This is a genomic window from Chitinophaga rhizophila, assembly GCF_019492185.1.
Taxonomy (GTDB): Bacteria; Bacteroidota; Bacteroidia; order Chitinophagales; family Chitinophagaceae; genus Chitinophaga; species Chitinophaga rhizophila.
The window spans coordinates 1,868,350-1,887,993 of the sequence record NZ_JAICCF010000001.1 but is presented as its reverse complement, the minus strand read 5'-3'; the positions used below and the strand labels follow the sequence as shown (position 1 = coordinate 1,887,993).

The window sequence follows — 19,644 nt, the reverse complement described above, 5'->3', positions numbered from 1 at the left end:
GTTGTTCTGTTATAAAGCAATATCTTAGTTTCTGATTGTTAATGCTTAATGCATGAACTCCCTGATATCCTGCATAATTCTCTTCGCAATATTGTCGGCTGTTGTCTCATTCTGGCTTTCAGCATATATGCGGATGATAGGTTCTGTGTTGGAAGTTCTTAAGTGTACCCAGTCTCTGTCGAACTCTATTTTCAGTCCATCCTCAGTATTTATAGGCTGGTTTTTGTATTTCCCTCTGATTTTGTCAAAGATGGTGATTACGTCAACACCTTTATCGAGCTCAATCTTGTTCTTTGAAATGAAATAGTCTGGATAGCTATTACGGATTGCTTTCAGGTTCTTTTTACTGAGTGCCACATGGCTTAGGAAGAGACCGATACCGATCAGTGCATCGCGACCATAGTGTAGGTCTGGAACGATGATACCACCATTACCTTCACCACCGATTACAGCATTTACTTCCTTCATCTTACGGACTACATTTACTTCACCAACAGCGGAAGGGTGATATTCTCCGCCATTTTTGATCGTAACATCCTTCAAAGCCTGAGTAGAAGACAGGTTGGATACAGTGTTACCTTTTCTGCTTTTGAGAACGTAGTCAGCGACAGCCACCAGTGTATATTCTTCACCGAACATGCTACCGTCTTCGCATACAAAGCATAGGCGGTCTACATCAGGATCAACAGCAATACCAAGGTCGGCACTGGATTTATTGACTTCGTTACTCAGGGCGGTCAGGTTCTCCGGAAGAGGTTCCGGGTTATGACTGAAGCGGCCGTTAACTTCTTCAAAGAGTACGGTAACATCTTCTACACCCAGTGCTTTCAACAGGGCAGGAACGAAGATAGCGCCGGTAGAGTTAACAGCATCTACCACTATTTTGAAGTTGCGGGCTTTGATAGCTGCAACATCTACAAGCGGGTAGTTGAGCACCATATCGATGTGCTTCTGCATGTAAGAGTCGTCCTGTTTGTAAGAGCCGAGTTTATTGACGTCAGCAAAGGAGAAATCTTCGCGGGCGGCCAGGTCAAGTACAATAGCACCATCTTCTCCGGAGATAAATTCACCATCACCGTTCAGCAGTTTCAGCGCATTCCATTCTTTTGGATTGTGACTGGCGGTAAGGATAATACCACCTGCTGCATGTTCTGCCTTAACTGCCACCTCAACAGTTGGCGTAGTTGAAAGGCCGAGGTCTACAACATCCAGGCCTAATCCGTTAAGAGTAGCTACAACGAGTTGCTTGACCATTTCTCCGGAAATGCGTCCGTCTCGTCCTATCACCACTTTTTTATTATCGGATTGTTTGAGTAGCCATGTGCCGTATGCTGCTGTGAACTTTACAACATCGAGAGGAGAGAGCCCTTCTCCGGGTTTGCCTCCGATGGTTCCGCGAATACCAGAAATCGATTTGATCAGTGCCACGAATTTCAATTTTAAAGGAAGGGCAAATATAAAATTACAATCAGCAAAGAACAAATGAATTAAATATATAGTACTGCTTTCCAGTGATATAGTAAAATAATAGATGTGTTATAGTTTTAATGTGGGTGTATTATATAGGGGTTGGGAATCTTTTGGCCGTTTTTCTTTAATGCCACAGTTTAGCATACTTTTGCGTGTCAAATTAATCAACAGCTACGTTTACATGAAATATTTATGGAAGAGTATACCCCGGTATATTCGGTATGTGATCGTTCAAATCTTATTCCTGTACCTGTTCATGGTCGTATTCCGACTGGTATTTTTCCTTTTCTTCTTCAAGACGACAATTACTGGCAGTGCTCCCATACTAAAAGCCTGGAGCCTTGGATTACGGTTTGATCTACGGCTGGCTCTTTTTCTGTCGATACCGCTACTTATAACTGCTTTTATCGCCAGGAACCATTTTTTTACAAAGGCAGGTATCCGCAGGCCGTTGTTTATATACCTCTTCCTGGTATACCTGCTGCTTACCTTCGCCTACGTGTTTGACCTGGGACATTATGCCTACCTGGGGCTACGGATGGATCCGACGGTTACCCGATTTCTGGCTTACGGAGAGCGGGCAGATAACGCCCGTATGCTATGGCAGAGTTACCCGGTAGTACGTACAGTGTTTGGAATCGGGCTATTCCTTTTTCTGATAACGGTACAGTTCACGCGTAGCTATTACAGGTTGGGGGAAGAGCCCCCAGTTTTCCTGAATTGGAAAAGATATACAGGCTGGGTGGCTGCTTTGGTGGTGATGTTTGCTGCAGGTATTTATGCCAATATTGCCTATTTCCCATTGCGCTGGAGCCAGGCGATGTTCACTAAAGACAATGGTGTAACCAGTTTGTCCCTGAATCCGGTATTATATTATGTATCGAACATGTCGATGCAGAAGGACACATATGATGTAAGTAAGACTAAGGAGTTTTACCCATTAATGTCGCAATATCTGGGAGTGGAACAGCCCGATATAGAAAAATTGAACTTTGTACGTAGTATACCTGGAAAGGACGGAAACAGGATGAATGTGGTATTGGTAATGCTGGAATCGACAGGAGCGGCGGTTACCAGTATGTATAACAATCCCATGATGCCTACTCCTAATATGAAACGGCTGGCAGACAGCGGAATACTGTTTAAAAACTTCTATGTACCAGCGATCAGTACTGCCAGAACAGTCTATGGCGTAACTACAGGACTACCTGATATTACTGCCACAAAAACTGCTTCCCGACATCCGCAGATGGTAGACCAGCGGGTATTAATGGATCAGTTTAAGGGCTATGAGAAATTTTATATGCTGGGAGGAAATACCAATTGGGCTAATATCCGGGCGGTGTTCACCAACAATGTGGATGGAATACGGATCTTTGAAGAGGGGTATTATAAAGCCCCTAAGGCAGATGTATGGGGGGTGTCAGACTTTGATCTGATTACGGAAGCAGATGAGATCTTCAGGGACGCCACCAAGCGGAAGCAGCCATTTATCGCATTTCTACAATTGGCAGACAACCATCCGCCCTATACAACCACCAAAGGCCGGGGTGATTTTAAGAGGGTGACTGAAAAGGACATTGACCAGGAGAAGTTTAAAAAGGCAGGATTTGTATCAATGGAACAATTTAACGCCATTAGGTATGAAGATTATAATATTGGGCACTTAATGGAACTGGCAAAGCAGGGCGGTTACCTGGAGAATACGATATTTATCATGTTCGGAGATCATAATTGTACCCTGAATCCATATCATTTTATGCCTACGCCAGAATATGAGCTTATTATAGGAGGGGTGCACGCTACCTGTTTTATTTATTGCCCGGCGCTTGCAAAGCCCAAGGTTGTGGACTATGCAGTAAGTCTGGTAGATATATATCCTACTATGGCAAAATTGGCGGGAGTACCTGCAAAAAATTATACTTTAGGCCGGGATATGCTGGATACCACTATTACTAACAGGTACGCATTTGCTATATATTTAAAGAATCTCCAGCCTTATATGTCAGTGATTGGAGAGCGTTATCAGTATGAGATTAACACGTCTTCTCAGAAGTCGTACCTATATGATATGCAGGGAGATCCGTTAAAGGACGTGCGGCAGCAGTACCCGGATACGGCAAATGCGCTGGATAATTTAACGCGTGCATATTACGAAAGCACCCGATATTTGATGTTTAACAATAAAAAATAGAGCTTTGGGGCGTTCATCTGATCATGGAAGTTTTTAATGAGTTAGCAGTGGAAATACAAAAACATTGGTTTAAAGACTGGTTCAATTCGCCATATTACCATTTGTTATATAATAACAGGGACACGGCAGAAGCGGCGACATTCATTGATAAGCTGCTGCAGTACCTGCGTCCGCCGGCTGACGCGACAATGCTGGATGTAGCCTGTGGAAAAGGGCGACATTCTGGCTATCTGGCCTCCAAAGGATATACGGTAACGGGCATTGACTTGTCTATCCGCAGTATTAACATTGCCAAAAAGCTGGAAAATGACCATCTTAGTTTTTTTCAGCATGATATGCGGCTGCCATTCAGAGTGAATTACTTTGACCTTGTATTTAACTTTTTTACCAGCTTTGGTTATTTTGACACCGAACGTGAGAACGAGAACGCTTTGCGTACGATGAAAAACTCCTTGAAGCCAGGTGGAAAACTGGTACTGGATTATCTGAATAGCGCCTATGCGATGGCTAATTTGGTGCCAAATGAGGTGAAAGAGGAGGGAGACGTTGTATTTGAGATAGTGCGGGAGGTAAATGATGGTAAGTTTCAGAAGCAGATCAATATATTAGACCGTGCGAGGTTACAGCGTGCGACCTTTACAGAGAATGTGAGTGCATTTACCTTGTCAGATTTTGAAGAAATGTTTGTCCGCCAGGGTTTACAGATAACCGATATCTTTGGAGACTATCATTTTAATAGCTATGATGAACAGCATTCGCCGAGGCTGATTATTATAGCTGAAAAACAATAGCCATGTTAGAAAGACTGTTAAGACTGGATTACAAATTATTCTTTCATATCAATAACGTATGGAGCCATCCAGTACTGGATGCTTTTGTACCATGGTTGAGGGAGCCGTTTGTATGGGCACCGTTATATCTTTTCCTGCTAATGTTTGTAACGATGAATTATGGCTGGAGAGGTTTGTGGTGGGCAGCATTTTTCCTGATCACTTTCGGCCTGGCAGATCAGTCAAGTCTATTTATCAAAGATACTGTAGGGAGACTGAGGCCCTGTCGGGATCCGTTGATACAGCACTTCGTTAGATTGCTCGTTGTACACTGTCCGGGTAGCGGTAGTTTTACTTCCTCTCATGCAGCCAATCATTTCGCACTGGGCACTTTTTGTTTCCTCACTTTTAGGCATATCTCTAAATGGTTTGCCGCTTCGTTTTTTGTCTGGGCCGCGGTGATCTGTTACGCACAGGTCTACGTGGGCGTCCATTATCCGCTGGATGTAACAGGAGGTGGCCTGTTAGGTATATTCCTTGGAGTAATGAGCGCCGGAGTTTTTCAACGGCGTATCAGACTGGAACCTGAATTATCAACATGAACTGGATCTTTTTATTAATTGTTTTACTGGCTACCTTAGTTGGTGGAGTGATTCCTATGGTGGTTAAGCGGGTAAATCCCAATTTACCCATTTATATGCTGGCATTTACAGGAGCATGTCTGTTTGGCATTACTATCATGCATCTGTTGCCAGAGGTATACCATGAGTTGGGGCATCAGGCCGGAATCTTTATTGTATTAGGCTTTTTTCTGCAGGTAGCATTGCAGACCTTGTCGCATGGTACAGAGCATGGGCATACTCATATACCGACGGATAAGCATCACCACGTGCACCTTGCACCACTGCTGCTGGGATTATCAATACACGCCTTTATGGAGGGGATTCCGCTCGGTTTTCGTTTTCATGACCAGGCGGCCTTATCTTCCCTGGTAATTGGCGTTGCTGCGCATAAATTGCCAGAAGCGTTTACGTTGATAACGGTATTAATGCATTCGCACCAGCGGGCGGCTGTTACCTGGCGTACATTGATATTATTTGCACTGGTAACGCCCGTGGCGGCTTTACTGGCATCAGAGCTCGGTGAACATTCAGCTTTTATCTCCAACTTTACGGCTTATATTGTAGCGTTGGTTATAGGGGCATTTTTACATATTTCTACCACTATTTTTTACGAAAGCGGTACCAAGCATCATGAGCTCAGCTATCGTAAGGTGATAGCCATAGCGGCGGGTCTGGTTTTAGCATTTCTTACCTTAATATTTGAATAATTCTTTATTTTTAGGCTTTTAAACATGGAAGTCGTCGTCATTATCCTCATCCTTATTTTACTAAATGGCTTATTCTCAATGTCAGAGATTGCCATGGAATATGCTCGTAAAGCAAGGCTGGAATTTCTGGCCAACAAAGGGGATGAAAAGGCAAGGGCAGCCCTCAGGTTGGCCAGTAACCCGGACAGGTTTCTATCTACTGTTCAGGTAGGCATCACACTTATCAGCATTTTGATAGGAGTATTATCAGGTATTAGTCTTAAACCGCACCTGGCTTTTTACATATCTACTTTCCCTCAGTTAAGTAGTTATAGTGATGGCATTGCAATCACTATAATTGTAGTAGTTGTTACTTTCTTCACATTAGTGATAGGAGAACTTGTACCTAAGCGTCTGGGCATTTTAAGGCCTGAATCAATAGCCCGGCAGATGGCTGGACCGATGAAATGGGTTGCTACCATTACTTATCCCTTTATCTGGCTACTGTCTATTTTTACAAATTTCCTGATTAATATTTTCAACCTTAAACCGACCATCGATGGCAATGCCACTGAGGAGGAAATAAAAGCGCTGATCAACGAGGGTGCTACATCAGGAGCAATTGAAGAAACGGAGCAGGAGATAATTGAGCGGGTATTTCACCTAGGGGACAGGAATATCACGTCGTTAATGACGCACCGTACAGACATAGTGTGGCTGGATATCAATGATCCCAAAGAAATTATCCGGAGTAAAATATTTGATAGTCCTCATTCAGTTTATCCTGTGTGTGACGATGAAATCGATAATATTAAAGGTATAATATCTATCAAAGACCTTTATATGGCGGCAGCTGATAATAAACATGCGCTCGCTCCGATCATAAAAAAGCCGCTATTTGTCCCTGAAAATAACTCAGCATACCAAGTATTGGAGAAATTTAAGGAAACCCAAAGTCACGCAGCCTTTATTGTGGATGAATATGGGACTTTCCTAGGAATGATTACACTCAACGATATTCTTGAAGCAATTGTAGGCGATATGCCGGAAACAGGGCAGGACGATGATTATGAGATTGTGCTCCGGGAAGACGGTTCTTACCTGGTAGACGGACAGATACCTTTTTATGACTTCCTGGGCAAATTTGACCGGGAAGACTGGATGGCGGAATTTGAACAGGAATTTGATACTATGGCCGGCTTTATCCTGCACCATCAGGAGCATATTCCCAAGATTGGGGAAAAGTTCGAGTGGAGAGGATTTACTTTTGAGATAGTTGATATGGATGCCCACCGTATTGACAAAGTGCTTGTAGAAGCACCGGGGGAAGACGTTGAAGAGGGCTGATTACATAAGCTGTACGAGATCACACTTGTTACGAATTGTAAGTGGCCGGATACGTAGGATTATCATACTGATAAATTACGTAGTTCCCCATTTGTAATTCGTAATTGTTTTTTGCTAATTTTGAGCACTTTTTTACATAATCAAATAATTTAATTTAAGATAATGGTTGTTTTAGGAAGTAAGGTGCTTTCACTGGACGAAGTGTACCGCGTGTTATTTGATGGGGAGGAGTTAAGCCTGGAAGAAGCCGCTTTACAGCAGGTATCAGAAAACTTTGAGTTTCTGAAGAAGTTTGCGGCGAAAAAACTTATCTACGGTATCAATACAGGCTTCGGGCCGATGGCTCAATACCGCATCAGCGAGAGCGATACCCACCAGTTACAGTATAATCTTATCCGCAGCCATAGTTCAGGAGCAGGGAAATTCCTTGCACCACTATTGACAAAAGGTCTTATGATAGCGCGGCTCAGCAGTTTCATGCAGGCGCATTCTGGAGTACATCCGGAAGTAGTGCATTTACTGCGTGACCTGATTAATAAAGATGTATATCCTTGTGTGTGTGAACATGGTGGTGTAGGTGCCAGCGGCGATCTGGTACAGCTTGCTCACCTGGCATTGGTGCTAATTGGTGAGGGTGAAGTAATGTATGAGGGTAAACTTCGTCCGACAGGAGAAGTATATGCCCAATTAGGTTTAAAGCCTATAGGTGTGCATGTACGGGAGGGCCTTGCTGTGATCAATGGTACTTCAGCGATGACAGGTATTGCATTGGTAAATATCATTGAAGCGAAGAAGTTGCTTGGTTGGAGCTGTATCCTTTCGTCTATGATCAACGAGGTAGTTGAAGCTTTTGACGATCATCTGTCAAAAGAATTAAATGCTGTTAAGCGTCATGAGGGACAGAATAAAGTAGCTGCCGCTATGCGTAACGTGCTGAAAGATAGTAAGATGATTAGGCATCGTCCAGACCACTTCTACAAAGAGCTTGAAGAAGAAATCTTTAAAGATAAAGTGCAGGAATACTACTCTTTACGTTGCGTACCACAGGTGCTAGGTCCTATCTATGATACTCTTGTGCAAGCAGAGCAAATTGTAGTGCAGGAATTGAACTCTGTAAGTGACAATCCGGTAGTGGATCACCATCAGGAGAATGTATTCCATGGAGGTAATTTCCACGGAGATTACATCTCGTTGGAAATGGATAAGGTGAAGATTGCAATAACAAAGTTATCAATGTTGTCGGAGAGACAGTTAAACTACCTGATGAATGACAAGTTGAACCATAAGTTCCCTCCATTTATGAATTTGGGCAAATTAGGTCTCAACTTTGGAATGCAGGGTATTCAGTTTACAGCTACCTCCACAGTAGCGGAAAATCAGACTTTGTCATTCCCAATGTATGTGCATAGCATTCCTAACAATAATGATAATCAGGATATTGTGAGCATGGGTTGTAATGCGGCACTTATGACAAATCGCGTGATCGAGAACGCTTATGAAGTGTTGGCTATCCAGGTAATGACAATGCTGCAGGCAGTAGACTATCTGAATTGCCATGAGAAGTTGTCATCCATCTCAAACCGCATTTACACTGAAGTAAGGGCAATTTTCCCTAAATTTATTGAAGACAGTCCTAAATATAAAGACGCTAAAAAGATCAAGGAATACCTGTTGCAGCATGATCCAGCAATCGTGTGGTAACCTCCTAAAACAATTATCGGATGAAATGTGCTTTAATAACAGGTGGCTCCAGAGGTATCGGCAGGGCTGTATGTGTGAAAATGGCCGAAATGGGGTACTATATACTGATTAATTATAAAGGCAATGAAGCAGCAGCCATTGAGACGCTTGAAGCGGTAAGAGCGAAGGGGAGTGATGGAGCGCTGCTGCAGTTCAATGTTGGCAACAATGAGGACGTACAAGCTGTGTTAGGTGCTTGGGTGGAAAACAATAAAGAAAAACAGATAGAGGTACTGGTAAATAATGCTGGTATTCGTGAGGACAATCTGTTATTCTGGATGAATGCGGAACAATGGAGAAATGTACTGAATATCAGTCTGGATGGTTTTTATAATGTTACCAAACAGGTGTTAAATAATATGTTGATGAAACGTTATGGGCGTATTATTAACATCGTATCACTTTCAGGTATTAAAGGCCTTCCGGGACAAACCAACTATTCTGCTGCTAAAGCTGGCGTAATAGGTGCCACAAAGGCGTTGGCTCAAGAAGTAGCTAAACGGGGCGTTACGGTGAATGCAGTAGCACCTGGTTTTATCAAAACAGACATGACAGCAGAACTGAATGAGAAAGAACTTGCTGCTCAGGTGCCGATGAACCGGTTTGGTACGCCTGAAGAGGTAGCAGAAGCCGTTGCTTTTTTCGCATCTAAAGCATCTTCCTATATCACAGGGGAAGTGTTGTCAATCAATGGTGGACTATACACGTGAGCCTTGGTGATTAGAATGAAGAATCAGAATTGTTGTACACTGGACTTCTTTAGAGAAATTTGCTTTGCCATTAATCTCGATTTGTCCTGAGTTTTTGATTTTACAACTGTATACCAGTATAATGATAACAGGATTGAACATAAATTCCTGCATCAGTAAGATACCTGAAAAGTTAGGCATCAGAAGTATAAGAAGGTATTGTGGAGATATTCACGGCATTCCACGCTTAATACTTCATTCCTAATTCCTAATTTAAACAGTATTGCATGAACAGAGTAGTGATAACAGGATTAGGAATATATTCCTGTATCGGTAAGAACCTGGAGGAGGTACGTGATTCATTATACAAAGGAAAATCCGGTATTATACTGGATCCTGCCAGAAAGGCATTTGGTTATCGTTCAGGACTGACGGGTTATGTAGATCGTCCAGACCTGAAAGGCGTTCTCGACCGCCGCGCCCGGACAATGATGCCGGAGCAGGCGGAGTTTGCTTATATGAGCACTCGCGAAGCGCTGGAACAGGCAAAAATAGATCCTGATTATATAGAGAAAACAGAAGTTGGATTATTGTTTGGCAATGACAGTTCTTCCAAGCCGGTGATAGAAGCGAATGATATTATGCGGGAGAAGAAGGATACAATGCTAGTGGGTTCTGGCTCTGTGTTCCAGACAATGAACTCTACTGTAAACATGAACCTGGCTACTATTTTTAAGCTCAGGGGAATTAATTTTAGTGTAAGTGCAGCATGTGCGAGCGGCTCGCATGCAATCGGACTGGGCTATATGTTTATTCGTAATGGTATGCAGGATTGTGTCGTATGTGGTGGAGCCCAGGAAATTAATATTTACTCAATGGGAAACTTTGATGGTATAGCCGCATTTTCTGTGAGGGAAGATGATCCGGCAAAAGCCAGCCGCCCATTTGATCGGAACCGTGACGGTCTTGTACCAAGTGGCGGTGGTGCTACCGTGATATTGGAAAGTCTCGAATCTGCACAGCGCAGAGGTGCAAATATTCTGGGAGAGGTGATTGGTTACGGATTTTCTTCCAATGGTGCACATATATCGAACCCTACTATTGAGGGACCGGCACGTTCTTTACAGATTGCATTACAGGATGCAGGTTTACAACCTAAAGATATCGCTTACATCAATGCTCATGCAACTAGTACTCCAGCGGGCGACGCAAGTGAAGCAGCGGCAATTGATCTTGTATTTGGCGATTCAAAGCCATATGTGAGTTCCACGAAGTCGATGACTGGCCATGAATGCTGGATGGCGGGTGCAAGTGAGATCGTTTATTCCATGTTGATGATGCAAAATGGTTTTATTGCTCCTAATATCAACTTAGAAAATCCAGATGGAGCAGCTGAAAGGCTAAATATTAACAATACTACCATTAATAAAGATTTTAATATATTTTTGTCTAATTCCTTTGGCTTTGGGGGTACAAATTCTTCCCTAATAGTCAGAAAATGGGAAAAATAGATAGTTAACTGTCAACACTTTAATTACCACAACACCGGCAATAGTTAATATCTGCCCGGATATTTTTACCTTTGAGGGACTAAAAGAACAATACGCAGGAAAGGTTAATCGGTGAACTATTTGGAGGATCGCAACAATTGAAGAAACATCAGTCCGGATTAACAGCCAATCTAAAGCGAACTTTAATTCTGAATAATAACGTATATAGCTCAACCTATATCCTAGAGTTACACTGATATGGACAAACAAGAAATCATAAGAATTACGAATGCATTCCTAGTAGAGGAATTTGAAGCGGATGGGGACAAAATCACGCCTGATGCCAACCTGAAAGCTACACTTGATCTGGATAGTCTGGACTATATTGATCTGGTAGTTGTAATTGAAAACAACTTTGGATTTAAAGTAAATCCTGAAGATTTCCAGGGAATAGCCACATTCCAGAACTTTTATGATTACGTGGCTGATCGTATCAAACAAAAGGAGCTGGTATAATGTCTTCCTGGGAGGGGAAATCCAAAGGAAATAAGCTGGGGTATAGTATTTTTATAGGAACATTGCGTTATGGGGGCGTACTGCCTGCTTATGTATTATTAAGGTTTGTAGCCGCATATTATTTTTTGTTTTCCTATAGCTCCTCGCGCCCCATTTTTCAATACTTCAGAACCAGGGTCGGATATAGCTGGTGGCGTTCTCTAATAAGTCTGTACCGAAATTATTATATTTTCGGCCAGGTGCTTATTGATAAGGTCGTTGTTATGTCTGGCATAAAAAATAAATTCACCTTTGAATTTGATGGTGAACATTACTTGCGGGAAATTACTACTGCTGGTAGAGGCGGTATTATGCTCAGTGCTCATTTAGGTAACTGGGAAGTAGCAGGACACTTATTTAGTCGTTTGGAAACACGTATCAATATTGTCATGTTTGATGGCGAGCATGAGCGTATCAAGAAATACTTATCATCCGTTACAGGAGAACGTAACGTGAATATTATTGTTATTAAGGACGATTTGTCGCACATTTACGCTATAAATGATGCCCTCAGTAATCAGGAACTGGTATGTATGCATGCCGACCGGTTCTTGAAGGGAAACAAAACGGTGACTGTTCCTTTTATGGGAGCAGATGCCCGTTTTCCAGCAGGACCGTTCCTGTTGGCATCTACATTTAGGGTACCGGTGTCATTGGTGTTTGCCTTTAAGGAAACTGCCACTCATTATCACCTGTATGCTACCCAGCCAAGGGAATATCATGGCCGCCGGCGGCAAGGGGTAGAAAATGCCGTTCAGGATTTTGTTGGAGAACTGGAGGGAATGGTAAGAAAATATCCTGAGCAATGGTTTAATTATTACGATTTCTGGGAAATGCCAGAAGAAAAATAGACGATTTTTATGTTCATCCACACCGACAACATTACAGCATACATCCCGCAGCGTACACCAATCGTGATGATCAGCGGAATATTGGAAGTGAAAGACAATATCACCCGTACTGGTCTCCAGATAGCCGCAGACAATCTTTTTGTCGAAGAAGGTGTGCTTAAATCACCAGGATTACTGGAGAACATGGCTCAGACCGCCGCTGCGCGTGTGGGTTATGTTGCATTACAGGAAGGCACACCTGTACCTATCGGTTTTATTGGCGCGGTAAAAGACTTTGAAGTCTTCGCTTTTCCACCTGCTGGATCTTTTATCGAAACTACCACAGAAATACAAAGCCAGGTGTTCAATGCTACAATGGTTGCTGCCAAAGTGACCCTGGATGGAAGATTAATGGCTCAATGTGAACTGAAAATTTTCATAAATCCATAAATCCATTTTGTATATGACCACCTTAAGGAAATGTCTGTTTGCGAGCTTGACACTGGTATTAATCTGCTTGTCTCAAAGTGAGACCCATGGGCAGAGCCTCAGAGATTTTTTCAGCGATGAATCCGCTCCGCTGACTTACCTCGGTGTTGACTTCTCCATTGCAAAAGTGGAAGGCGAGGTAGCTACCGCTGATGAGATTGTGGCTAAATTTGAACCCATTAATACCGTTATAGTTACAGAACCAAAGAAGTATGATGTAGCTGGCAGTTTTAAGCGAACAAGTGTCATAAATTACCTTGATGCGGTAAGAAAACTTAATGCGAGTGTCAAAACTGACAAGATCAAAACAGATGTATTAGCAGAGCTGGAAAAAGGATTGACTGCGGTTGATATTGACAAACATGTGAAGAAATATGAATTGTCAGGCAAAAAAGGTATTGGACTGGTATTTATTGTAGATGGAATGAGTAAGACAAACAAGGAAGCATACGTATATGCAACTTTGATTGACCTGGCCAGCAAAAAGGTGCTCCTGGCAGAACGTTTTGCTGGTACAGCAAAAGGCTTTGGCTTCCGTAACTACTGGGCTTACCCAATATATAAGGTGCTCAATTCTATTGACCATGGTAAATACAAAGAGTGGAAAACCAAGGCTACAGCGACAGCTGAAACTAAGGTAGCTGCTATTGTCGGTCAGCACTGGAAGATGGCAAACTAATCAGGAAAAATAAAGATAATGAGCCCTGTATTGACCGAGCAAGTGAACATTTTGGTAAAGTTTAATGAAGCAGATCCATTAGGGATTGTATGGCACGGACACTATGTTCGTTATTTTGAGGATGGTAGGGAAGCATTCGGTGAAAAATACGGGCTGCGATACCTCGATGTTTATAGGGAAGGATATACCGTTCCCGTTGTCAATGTGCAATGCAACTACAAGCGCTCATTGCGCTATGGAGATCGTGTTATTGTGGACACTACCTATGTAAATACGGCTGCGGCAAAAATAAAGTTCGAGTATAAACTCTATAATTTTACAACCGGTGAACTGGTAGCAGATGGCAGCTCGCTACAGGTATTTCTTGATGCACCAACATCTACACTACAATTGACTATTCCACCGTTTTTCGAGAAATGGAAAGCCGATCATGGACTGATTCTTCCCCCTAATAATGTGAAAAGATGAAAAGCGTGTATGTAGTAGCGGATAATATTTTATCTCCGCTGGGCAGAACAACTGAAGAGAATTTTGCAAATGTCAGCAGTGGGCAAAGCGGTATAAGCCTGCATGATGATCCTAAAATGTCTGCGGGGCCCTTCTATGCTGCTATGATGGGAGTTGGACAGCTCGAGAGTAGCTGGAATGATGAAACTCTGGAACAATACACCAAGTTTGAGCAGCTGTTAATTCTATCAGTACAGAACGCCCTGGACAGAACGGATATTAATATTAACAATGGTCGTACTGCATTCATTGTTTCCACAACAAAAGGAAATATTGAATTACTTGAACAGCAGGAAAATCCTGCAAATGCGCCTTTGCAGGAGATGGAACTGACCAATACGGCAAAGAAAGTGGCGCAATACTTTAATTATACAGCAGAACCTATTGTTGTTAGTAATGCCTGTATTTCAGGATTGCTGGCTATTCTAACAGCTAGAAGGCTGATACTTTCCGGCCAGTATGACCATGCGGTCGTAACCGGTGCTGATGTCGTAACCAGATTTGTATTATCAGGATTTCAGTCTTTTCAGGCAGTTAGTAATGAACCTTGTCGTCCCTTTGATGCTGAGCGCAAAGGTGTCACTCTGGGTGAAGGTGCCGCAACCGTGATCATGACAGCTGATGAAACTTATCTGACTCCTGCATCTATTCGTGTAGGAGCCGGCGCAGTGAGCAATGATGCCAATCACATATCTGGTCCCTCCCGCACTGGTGCAGAGCTAAGTCTTGCTATGCAGCAGGCAATGAAAGGATCCGGGCTTACGCCTGCTGATATTGGGTTTGTTTCTGCGCATGGTACAGCTACGTTATATAATGATGAAATGGAGTCAAAAGCATTACACCTTGCGGGGCTTCTGGATGTACCAGTGAATAGCCTGAAAGGGTATTATGGGCATACACTCGGAGCCGCAGGGCTTATTGAAGCTGTAATAAGCATGCATGCTTTACAACAACAGATAGTGATCCCTACTATAGGATTTCGTGAGCTGGGCGTACCTCATCCTGTAAAGGTGAGCAATCAGATCAGCAGCAGGCCTATGCAATATTTTATGAAAACAGTATCAGGCTTTGGCGGTTGCAACGCGGCCATGATATTTTCAAAATAATCTAATCTTAATTTAGAATGGAGTTTTTTACTAAAGAGACGAAAACAGCATTACAGGCACAGGAAGCAGCACTAAGACTAGCCTTTGCCCCAATAGCTTTTCAGGCCACCCGCGCATTACGCGATATGGGTATTCTGCAGGCTATCAGCGATGCCGGACAAACAGGGCTTACAATTGAGGAAGTCATTGAGAAAGTATCCCTCTCCCGTTACGCTGTACGCGTATTACTGGAAGCAGGTCTGGGTATTGAACTGCTGATCATCAAAGATCAAAAATACATTCTAACTAAGACAGGTTATTTTATTCTGCACGACAAACTAACCCGCATTAACATGGACTTTTCACAGGATATCTGCTACCTCGGCATGAATCACCTGCAGGAAAGTTTACGGGAAGGTAAACCTGCTGGCTTAAAAGAACTCGGTCCATGGGATACTATCTATCCTGGTCTACCATTGTTGCCTCCTGAAATAGGAAAAAGCTGGTTTGACTTTGACCATTATTATTCCGATCTGGCGTTTCCACAGGCATTGCCAATCGTATTTGCAAATAAACCACGTCGCCTGCTTGACATTGGTGGCAACACTGGCAAATGGACACTTGCTTGTACTGCCTACGACAAAGATGTGCAGGTAACCATGTTTGATCTGCCAGGCGAGATTGCTATCGCTGCTCAGCGTGCAAAAGATGCAGGTGTAGCCGATCGGGTAGCGTTCCACGAAGCTAATATCTTAGATGAAAGCCTGCCTTTCCCTTCCGGTTTTGACGCTATCTGGATGAGCCAGTTCCTGGATTGTTTCTCCGAAGAACAGATCGTTTCTATTCTGAAGCGCTGTGGAGATGCCTTAACAGATCAAGGAACGATCTACATTCTTGAGCCCTTCTGGAACAGACAGCGATTCAAGGCGGCAGCCTTTTCATTACAGCAGACTTCCTTGTATTTCACCGCTATGGCAAACGGCAACAGCCAAATGTACCACACGGATGATTTCTTCAAATGTATTGAAGATGCAGGATTGCAGATTATTGAAGAGAACAACGAAATGGGTTTAAGCTACACACTGCTGAAATGTAAGAGAAAATAATCCATGTAACATAACATATCCCATGACCACAGAAACAGTAGACGTATTAGTGATAGGTGCAGGCCCTGCCGGAACAGTCGCAGCGTCAATTATCCACCAGGCGGGTTATTCCGTAAAGATCGTAGAAAAGCTTACATTCCCCCGGTTTGTAATCGGAGAAAGTCTGCTACCACGTAGTATGGAAGCCCTGGAAGAAGCAAAGTTCATCGACGCGATCAAGGCTCAAGGCTTTCAGGAAAAGTATGGGGCTAAGTTCGTGAAAGGAGATAGTGTTTGTGACTTCACATTCAAAGAGCAGCATACTCCGGGCTGGAACTGGACCTGGCAGGTGACAAGAGCTGATTTTGACAAGGCGCTGGCTGATGAAGTGGCCGCTATGGGTGTACCGGTTTCTTATGAAACTACCGTGACTGATATTCAGTTTAACGGATCTGATTCTGTAACAACAGTTGAAGACAAGCACGGAAACAAAAGTCAGATCGCTGCACGCTTCATTGTAGATGGTAGTGGTTATGGAAGGGTAATACCGCGTCTCTTTAACCTGGAGAAAAATTCAGTGCTTCAGCCACGTAAAGCGCTGTTTGCTCATACAGTTGATGCACGCCGCTCTATGGCAGATGAACCTAACCGTATCACAGCGGTTGTACATAAACCGGGCACCTGGATCTGGATCATTCCATTCTCAACAGGTATAACATCTCTTGGTTTCGTGGGAGATCCGTCTTTCTTTGAAGAATTTCCAGGAACGGCAGAAGAAAAATACCGGGCTATGCTGGAGTCAGAGCCATTTACCAGGGAGCGTTTTCGCGATGTGGAGCTGGTATTTGAGCCGCGTATACTGGAATCATGGTCTGCTACGACTGATAAGTTCTATGGCGATGGTTTTGTATTGACAGGTAATGTAACAGAATTTTTAGATCCTATTTTCTCATCTGGCGTAACTTTGGCATGCGTTTCCTCACAGACTGCAGCTAAACTGGTAATCCGCAAACTGAAAGGAGAGTCGGTGGATTGGGATAAGGAATACATGGAGCCAACCATGCAGGGTGTGAATACTTTCCGCTCTTACGTGATGGCCTGGTATGATGGTACGCTGGATAAGATCTTTTTCTCAAAAGATCAGCGCCCGGAGGTGAAAAACCAAATATGTTCAGTGCTAGCAGGATATGTATGGGATATGAGCAATCCGTTTGTTCAGAACCACAATACAGCCCTGAAACGACTGGCGCGTACTATTGAATTAACAGAAATAATAAAACAGGACCAATAGCTTTGTATAACGACGAGGCATATATAACAGGTAGTTGTGTGATCCGGAATAACCGGGTTTACCGCAATGGTACATTATTGTGGGAAGCACCGCAGGAACAGGAATTACCTGAGTTTCTGCGTGCCGGATATGATCATTTTGCCGGCCAGTATCCAAAGTTTCATAAAATGGACTCCCTCAGTAAACTAGGCTGGCTGGCAACGGAAGTGCTGCTTAAAGATCAGCCGCTGGATTATCCTGCTGAGAGAATCGGGCTGGTTTTGGCAAATAAAAGCGCCAGTCTTGACACGGACCTTCGGTACTTCGATACTGTGAAGGATATTGCGAGTCCGGCGTTATTCGTATACACACTTCCCAATATCGTCATGGGCGAGATCAGTATCCGGCATGGTTTCAAAGGAGAAAATGCCTTCTTTACGTCGGATGCTTTTGATGCAGCATTCATGACCGGTTATATCACGCAGTTATTTGCAGAAGGAGCTATGAACGCCTGTATCTGTGGATGGGTGGAGGTGATGGGACCTGTTTATGATGTATTCTTATACCGGGTAGAGCAGCAAGGGAACGGTGAAATATTTAATACACACAACCTGCAACGGGCAATTAACATTAAATCATTATAGCGTAATATTTTATCATGGAAAATTTGATGGCGGCACTGAAAGCGCAGATCGTGGAACAGCTGAACCTGCAGGAAGTTAAACCTGAGGATATCGGAGACGATCAACCTCTGTTCAAAGACGGTTTAGGGCTGGATTCTATTGACGCACTGGAGATCATTGTATTGCTGCAACAGCAGTATGGTATTAAGATAGCTAACCCTGAACAGGGACCTGAAATATTTCATTCCGTGCGTACGATCGCAGCATTCATTACCGCGCACCAAAATAAATAAATAATGCATAGTGATGTATGGATTGCCGGAGGCGGCGTCATTTGTGGTATAGGCAACAATCTGTCTGAATGCATGACTGCGTTCAAACATATGGAGCCGGGTATGGCGCATATGCAGTATCTGCACTCTGTACACCGTCATACATTTCCGGTAGTAGAAGTGAAAGCTTCCAATGAGATGCTGGCCGGATGGACCGGTATGTCTGCTAAACTTAGCCGCACAGCTTTATTAAGCCGTGTGGCTGCAGAAGAAGCATGGCAGAGTACAGGGCTGGGCGATATACGCAAGTTCCGTGTTGGTTTTATTTCAGCTAATACGGTCGGTGGAATGGATAAAACAGAAGATTTCTTTGCTGAGTATCTGCAGGATAATTCCGCAGGCCAACTCAGTCAGGTAATACATCATGAATGTGGTGCTATCACCGAACTGGTAGCTGACGCAATGGGTATCCGTCATCATATATCAACAATCAGTACTGCCTGTTCCTCTGGGGCGAATGCCTTAATGTATGGAGCAAGGCTGATTAAAAATAATATGGTGGATGTAGTCATTGCTGGTGGAACTGACGCATTGACCCGTTTTACACTGAATGGTTTTAACACCTTAATGATACTGGACCAGGCTGCCTGCCGTCCATTCGATGACACCCGTACCGGGCTGAATCTTGGAGAAGGCGCTGGTTATGTAGTACTGGTAAGTGATGCGCTGGCCGCAGAAATGCCGGCAGGAAAAACCCCTTGGTGCAGGCTAAGCGGCTTTGCCAACGCGAACGACGCTTATCATCAGACGGCCTCTTCTCCTGACGGTACAGGTAATTTCCTGGCAATGAAAGGTGCAATGGATATGAGTGGAATCAAACCAGAGGATGTGAGCTATATCAATCTGCATGGTACCGGTACGCAGAATAATGACGCGGCGGAAGGGAGCGCTATTGCAAGATTATTCGAGCCGCATTATCCACCGGTAAGCAGTACAAAATCTTTTACTGGCCATACCCTAGGTGCAAGTGGCGGGATAGAAGCGGTATTTTCTGCCTGGGCAGTGAAAGAAGGGGTGATCTATCCCAATGCCAATTTTACTAAACAAATGAAGGAATTACCATTTGCGCCGGTAACAGCCTTCTCTTCCGGTCATCAGCTGCAGCACGTCATGTCCAATTCCTTTGGTTTTGGAGGAAACTGTTCAAGTCTGATATTTTCAAAAAGTGCGCAATTGTAAT

General features: G+C 43.5%; 20 protein-coding genes. 19 read left to right on the top strand and 1 reads right to left on the bottom strand.

What is annotated here, in order from left to right; genetic code table 11:
* Positions 1-45 precede the first annotated feature (45 nt).
* Positions 46-1,428, bottom strand: coding sequence for a phosphoglucosamine mutase (gene glmM, locus K1Y79_RS07070; protein WP_220249293.1), 1,383 nt, complete (start codon positions 1,426-1,428; stop codon positions 46-48).
* Between the two features lie 223 nt (positions 1,429-1,651).
* Here glmM and K1Y79_RS07065 point away from each other — a divergent pair, with 223 nt between their 5' ends.
* The 19 genes from K1Y79_RS07065 (at position 1,652) to K1Y79_RS06975 (ending at position 19,643) form a co-directional block, all read left to right on the top strand.
* Complete coding sequence (locus tag K1Y79_RS07065; RefSeq protein ID WP_220249292.1) at positions 1,652-3,664, top strand: LTA synthase family protein; 2,013 nt, start codon at positions 1,652-1,654, stop codon at positions 3,662-3,664.
* A gap of 47 nt (positions 3,665-3,711) precedes the next feature.
* A complete protein-coding gene (locus tag K1Y79_RS07060; protein ID WP_317197475.1) occupies positions 3,712-4,455 on the top strand; it encodes a class I SAM-dependent methyltransferase in 744 nt (247 codons plus the stop codon).
* 2 nt (positions 4,456-4,457) lie between these two features.
* On the top strand, positions 4,458-5,036 hold the full coding sequence (locus K1Y79_RS07055) for a phosphatase PAP2 family protein (RefSeq protein ID WP_220249290.1): 579 nt from the start codon (positions 4,458-4,460) through the stop codon (positions 5,034-5,036).
* Positions 5,033-5,764, top strand: a complete 732-nt coding sequence (locus K1Y79_RS07050) for a ZIP family metal transporter (RefSeq protein ID WP_220249289.1) — start codon at positions 5,033-5,035, stop codon at positions 5,762-5,764. Before K1Y79_RS07055 ends, K1Y79_RS07050 begins: the two co-directional genes overlap by 4 nt.
* A gap of 24 nt (positions 5,765-5,788) precedes the next feature.
* Positions 5,789-7,090, top strand: coding sequence for a hemolysin family protein (locus tag K1Y79_RS07045; RefSeq protein WP_220249288.1), 1,302 nt, complete (start codon positions 5,789-5,791; stop codon positions 7,088-7,090).
* 162 nt (positions 7,091-7,252) lie between these two features.
* Entirely contained in the window at positions 7,253-8,791 is a 1,539-nt protein-coding gene (locus K1Y79_RS07040; protein WP_220249287.1) for an HAL/PAL/TAL family ammonia-lyase, read from the top strand.
* 20 nt (positions 8,792-8,811) lie between these two features.
* Positions 8,812-9,540, top strand: a complete 729-nt coding sequence (gene fabG, locus K1Y79_RS07035; RefSeq protein WP_220249286.1) for a 3-oxoacyl-ACP reductase FabG — start codon at positions 8,812-8,814, stop codon at positions 9,538-9,540.
* Positions 9,541-9,806: 266 nt separating this feature from the next.
* Positions 9,807-11,030, top strand: coding sequence for a beta-ketoacyl-[acyl-carrier-protein] synthase family protein (locus K1Y79_RS07030; RefSeq protein WP_220249285.1), 1,224 nt, complete (start codon positions 9,807-9,809; stop codon positions 11,028-11,030).
* A 237-nt stretch (positions 11,031-11,267) separates the two neighbouring features.
* Positions 11,268-11,525, top strand: coding sequence for a phosphopantetheine-binding protein (locus K1Y79_RS07025; RefSeq protein WP_220249284.1), 258 nt, complete (start codon positions 11,268-11,270; stop codon positions 11,523-11,525).
* Positions 11,526-11,788: 263 nt separating this feature from the next.
* The gene (locus K1Y79_RS07020) at positions 11,789-12,415 is read left to right on the top strand and encodes a lysophospholipid acyltransferase family protein (RefSeq protein ID WP_236059512.1); all 627 of its coding nucleotides are present in this window, start codon (positions 11,789-11,791) and stop codon (positions 12,413-12,415) included.
* A gap of 9 nt (positions 12,416-12,424) precedes the next feature.
* A complete protein-coding gene (locus K1Y79_RS07015; RefSeq protein WP_220249282.1) occupies positions 12,425-12,844 on the top strand; it encodes a 3-hydroxyacyl-ACP dehydratase in 420 nt (139 codons plus the stop codon).
* Between the two features lie 13 nt (positions 12,845-12,857).
* Entirely contained in the window at positions 12,858-13,562 is a 705-nt protein-coding gene (locus K1Y79_RS07010; protein ID WP_220249281.1) for a hypothetical protein, read from the top strand.
* Positions 13,563-13,580: 18 nt separating this feature from the next.
* Positions 13,581-14,030: an acyl-CoA thioesterase gene (locus tag K1Y79_RS07005; protein ID WP_220249280.1), complete on the top strand. Its 450-nt coding sequence runs from the start codon at positions 13,581-13,583 to the stop codon at positions 14,028-14,030.
* Positions 14,027-15,175, top strand: coding sequence for a beta-ketoacyl synthase N-terminal-like domain-containing protein (locus K1Y79_RS07000; protein WP_220249279.1), 1,149 nt, complete (start codon positions 14,027-14,029; stop codon positions 15,173-15,175). Before K1Y79_RS07005 ends, K1Y79_RS07000 begins: the two co-directional genes overlap by 4 nt.
* Positions 15,176-15,192: 17 nt before the next feature.
* A complete protein-coding gene (locus K1Y79_RS06995; RefSeq protein WP_220249278.1) occupies positions 15,193-16,260 on the top strand; it encodes a methyltransferase in 1,068 nt (355 codons plus the stop codon).
* Positions 16,261-16,282: 22 nt separating this feature from the next.
* Positions 16,283-17,530, top strand: coding sequence for an NAD(P)/FAD-dependent oxidoreductase (locus K1Y79_RS06990; RefSeq protein ID WP_220249277.1), 1,248 nt, complete (start codon positions 16,283-16,285; stop codon positions 17,528-17,530).
* A gap of 2 nt (positions 17,531-17,532) precedes the next feature.
* The gene (locus K1Y79_RS06985) at positions 17,533-18,153 is read left to right on the top strand and encodes a beta-ketoacyl-[acyl-carrier-protein] synthase family protein (RefSeq protein ID WP_220249276.1); all 621 of its coding nucleotides are present in this window, start codon (positions 17,533-17,535) and stop codon (positions 18,151-18,153) included.
* Between the two features lie 14 nt (positions 18,154-18,167).
* Complete coding sequence (locus K1Y79_RS06980; protein ID WP_220249275.1) at positions 18,168-18,425, top strand: phosphopantetheine-binding protein; 258 nt, start codon at positions 18,168-18,170, stop codon at positions 18,423-18,425.
* 3 nt (positions 18,426-18,428) lie between these two features.
* A complete protein-coding gene (locus K1Y79_RS06975) occupies positions 18,429-19,643 on the top strand; it encodes a beta-ketoacyl-[acyl-carrier-protein] synthase family protein (RefSeq protein WP_220249274.1) in 1,215 nt (404 codons plus the stop codon).
* Position 19,644: the final 1 nt, after the last annotated feature.

What these genes read in the sequence shown, in the direction of transcription:
- K1Y79_RS07065 (WP_220249292.1), top strand. Translation starts at nt 1,652, where the DNA reads ATGAAATATTTATGGAAGAGTATACCCCGGTATATTCGGTATGTGATC.
- K1Y79_RS07055 (WP_220249290.1), top strand. Translation starts at nt 4,458, where the DNA reads ATGTTAGAAAGACTGTTAAGACTGGATTACAAATTATTCTTTCATATC.
- K1Y79_RS07050 (WP_220249289.1), top strand. Translation starts at nt 5,033, where the DNA reads ATGAACTGGATCTTTTTATTAATTGTTTTACTGGCTACCTTAGTTGGT.
- K1Y79_RS07045 (WP_220249288.1), top strand. Translation starts at nt 5,789, where the DNA reads ATGGAAGTCGTCGTCATTATCCTCATCCTTATTTTACTAAATGGCTTA.
- K1Y79_RS07040 (WP_220249287.1), top strand. Translation starts at nt 7,253, where the DNA reads ATGGTTGTTTTAGGAAGTAAGGTGCTTTCACTGGACGAAGTGTACCGC.
- fabG (WP_220249286.1), top strand. Translation starts at nt 8,812, where the DNA reads ATGAAATGTGCTTTAATAACAGGTGGCTCCAGAGGTATCGGCAGGGCT.
- K1Y79_RS07030 (WP_220249285.1), top strand. Translation starts at nt 9,807, where the DNA reads ATGAACAGAGTAGTGATAACAGGATTAGGAATATATTCCTGTATCGGT.
- K1Y79_RS07025 (WP_220249284.1), top strand. Translation starts at nt 11,268, where the DNA reads ATGGACAAACAAGAAATCATAAGAATTACGAATGCATTCCTAGTAGAG.
- K1Y79_RS07020 (WP_236059512.1), top strand. Translation starts at nt 11,789, where the DNA reads ATGTCTGGCATAAAAAATAAATTCACCTTTGAATTTGATGGTGAACAT.
- K1Y79_RS07015 (WP_220249282.1), top strand. Translation starts at nt 12,425, where the DNA reads ATGTTCATCCACACCGACAACATTACAGCATACATCCCGCAGCGTACA.
- K1Y79_RS07010 (WP_220249281.1), top strand. Translation starts at nt 12,858, where the DNA reads ATGACCACCTTAAGGAAATGTCTGTTTGCGAGCTTGACACTGGTATTA.
- K1Y79_RS07005 (WP_220249280.1), top strand. Translation starts at nt 13,581, where the DNA reads ATGAGCCCTGTATTGACCGAGCAAGTGAACATTTTGGTAAAGTTTAAT.
- K1Y79_RS07000 (WP_220249279.1), top strand. Translation starts at nt 14,027, where the DNA reads ATGAAAAGCGTGTATGTAGTAGCGGATAATATTTTATCTCCGCTGGGC.
- K1Y79_RS06995 (WP_220249278.1), top strand. Translation starts at nt 15,193, where the DNA reads ATGGAGTTTTTTACTAAAGAGACGAAAACAGCATTACAGGCACAGGAA.
- K1Y79_RS06990 (WP_220249277.1), top strand. Translation starts at nt 16,283, where the DNA reads ATGACCACAGAAACAGTAGACGTATTAGTGATAGGTGCAGGCCCTGCC.
- K1Y79_RS06980 (WP_220249275.1), top strand. Translation starts at nt 18,168, where the DNA reads ATGGAAAATTTGATGGCGGCACTGAAAGCGCAGATCGTGGAACAGCTG.
- K1Y79_RS06975 (WP_220249274.1), top strand. Translation starts at nt 18,429, where the DNA reads ATGCATAGTGATGTATGGATTGCCGGAGGCGGCGTCATTTGTGGTATA.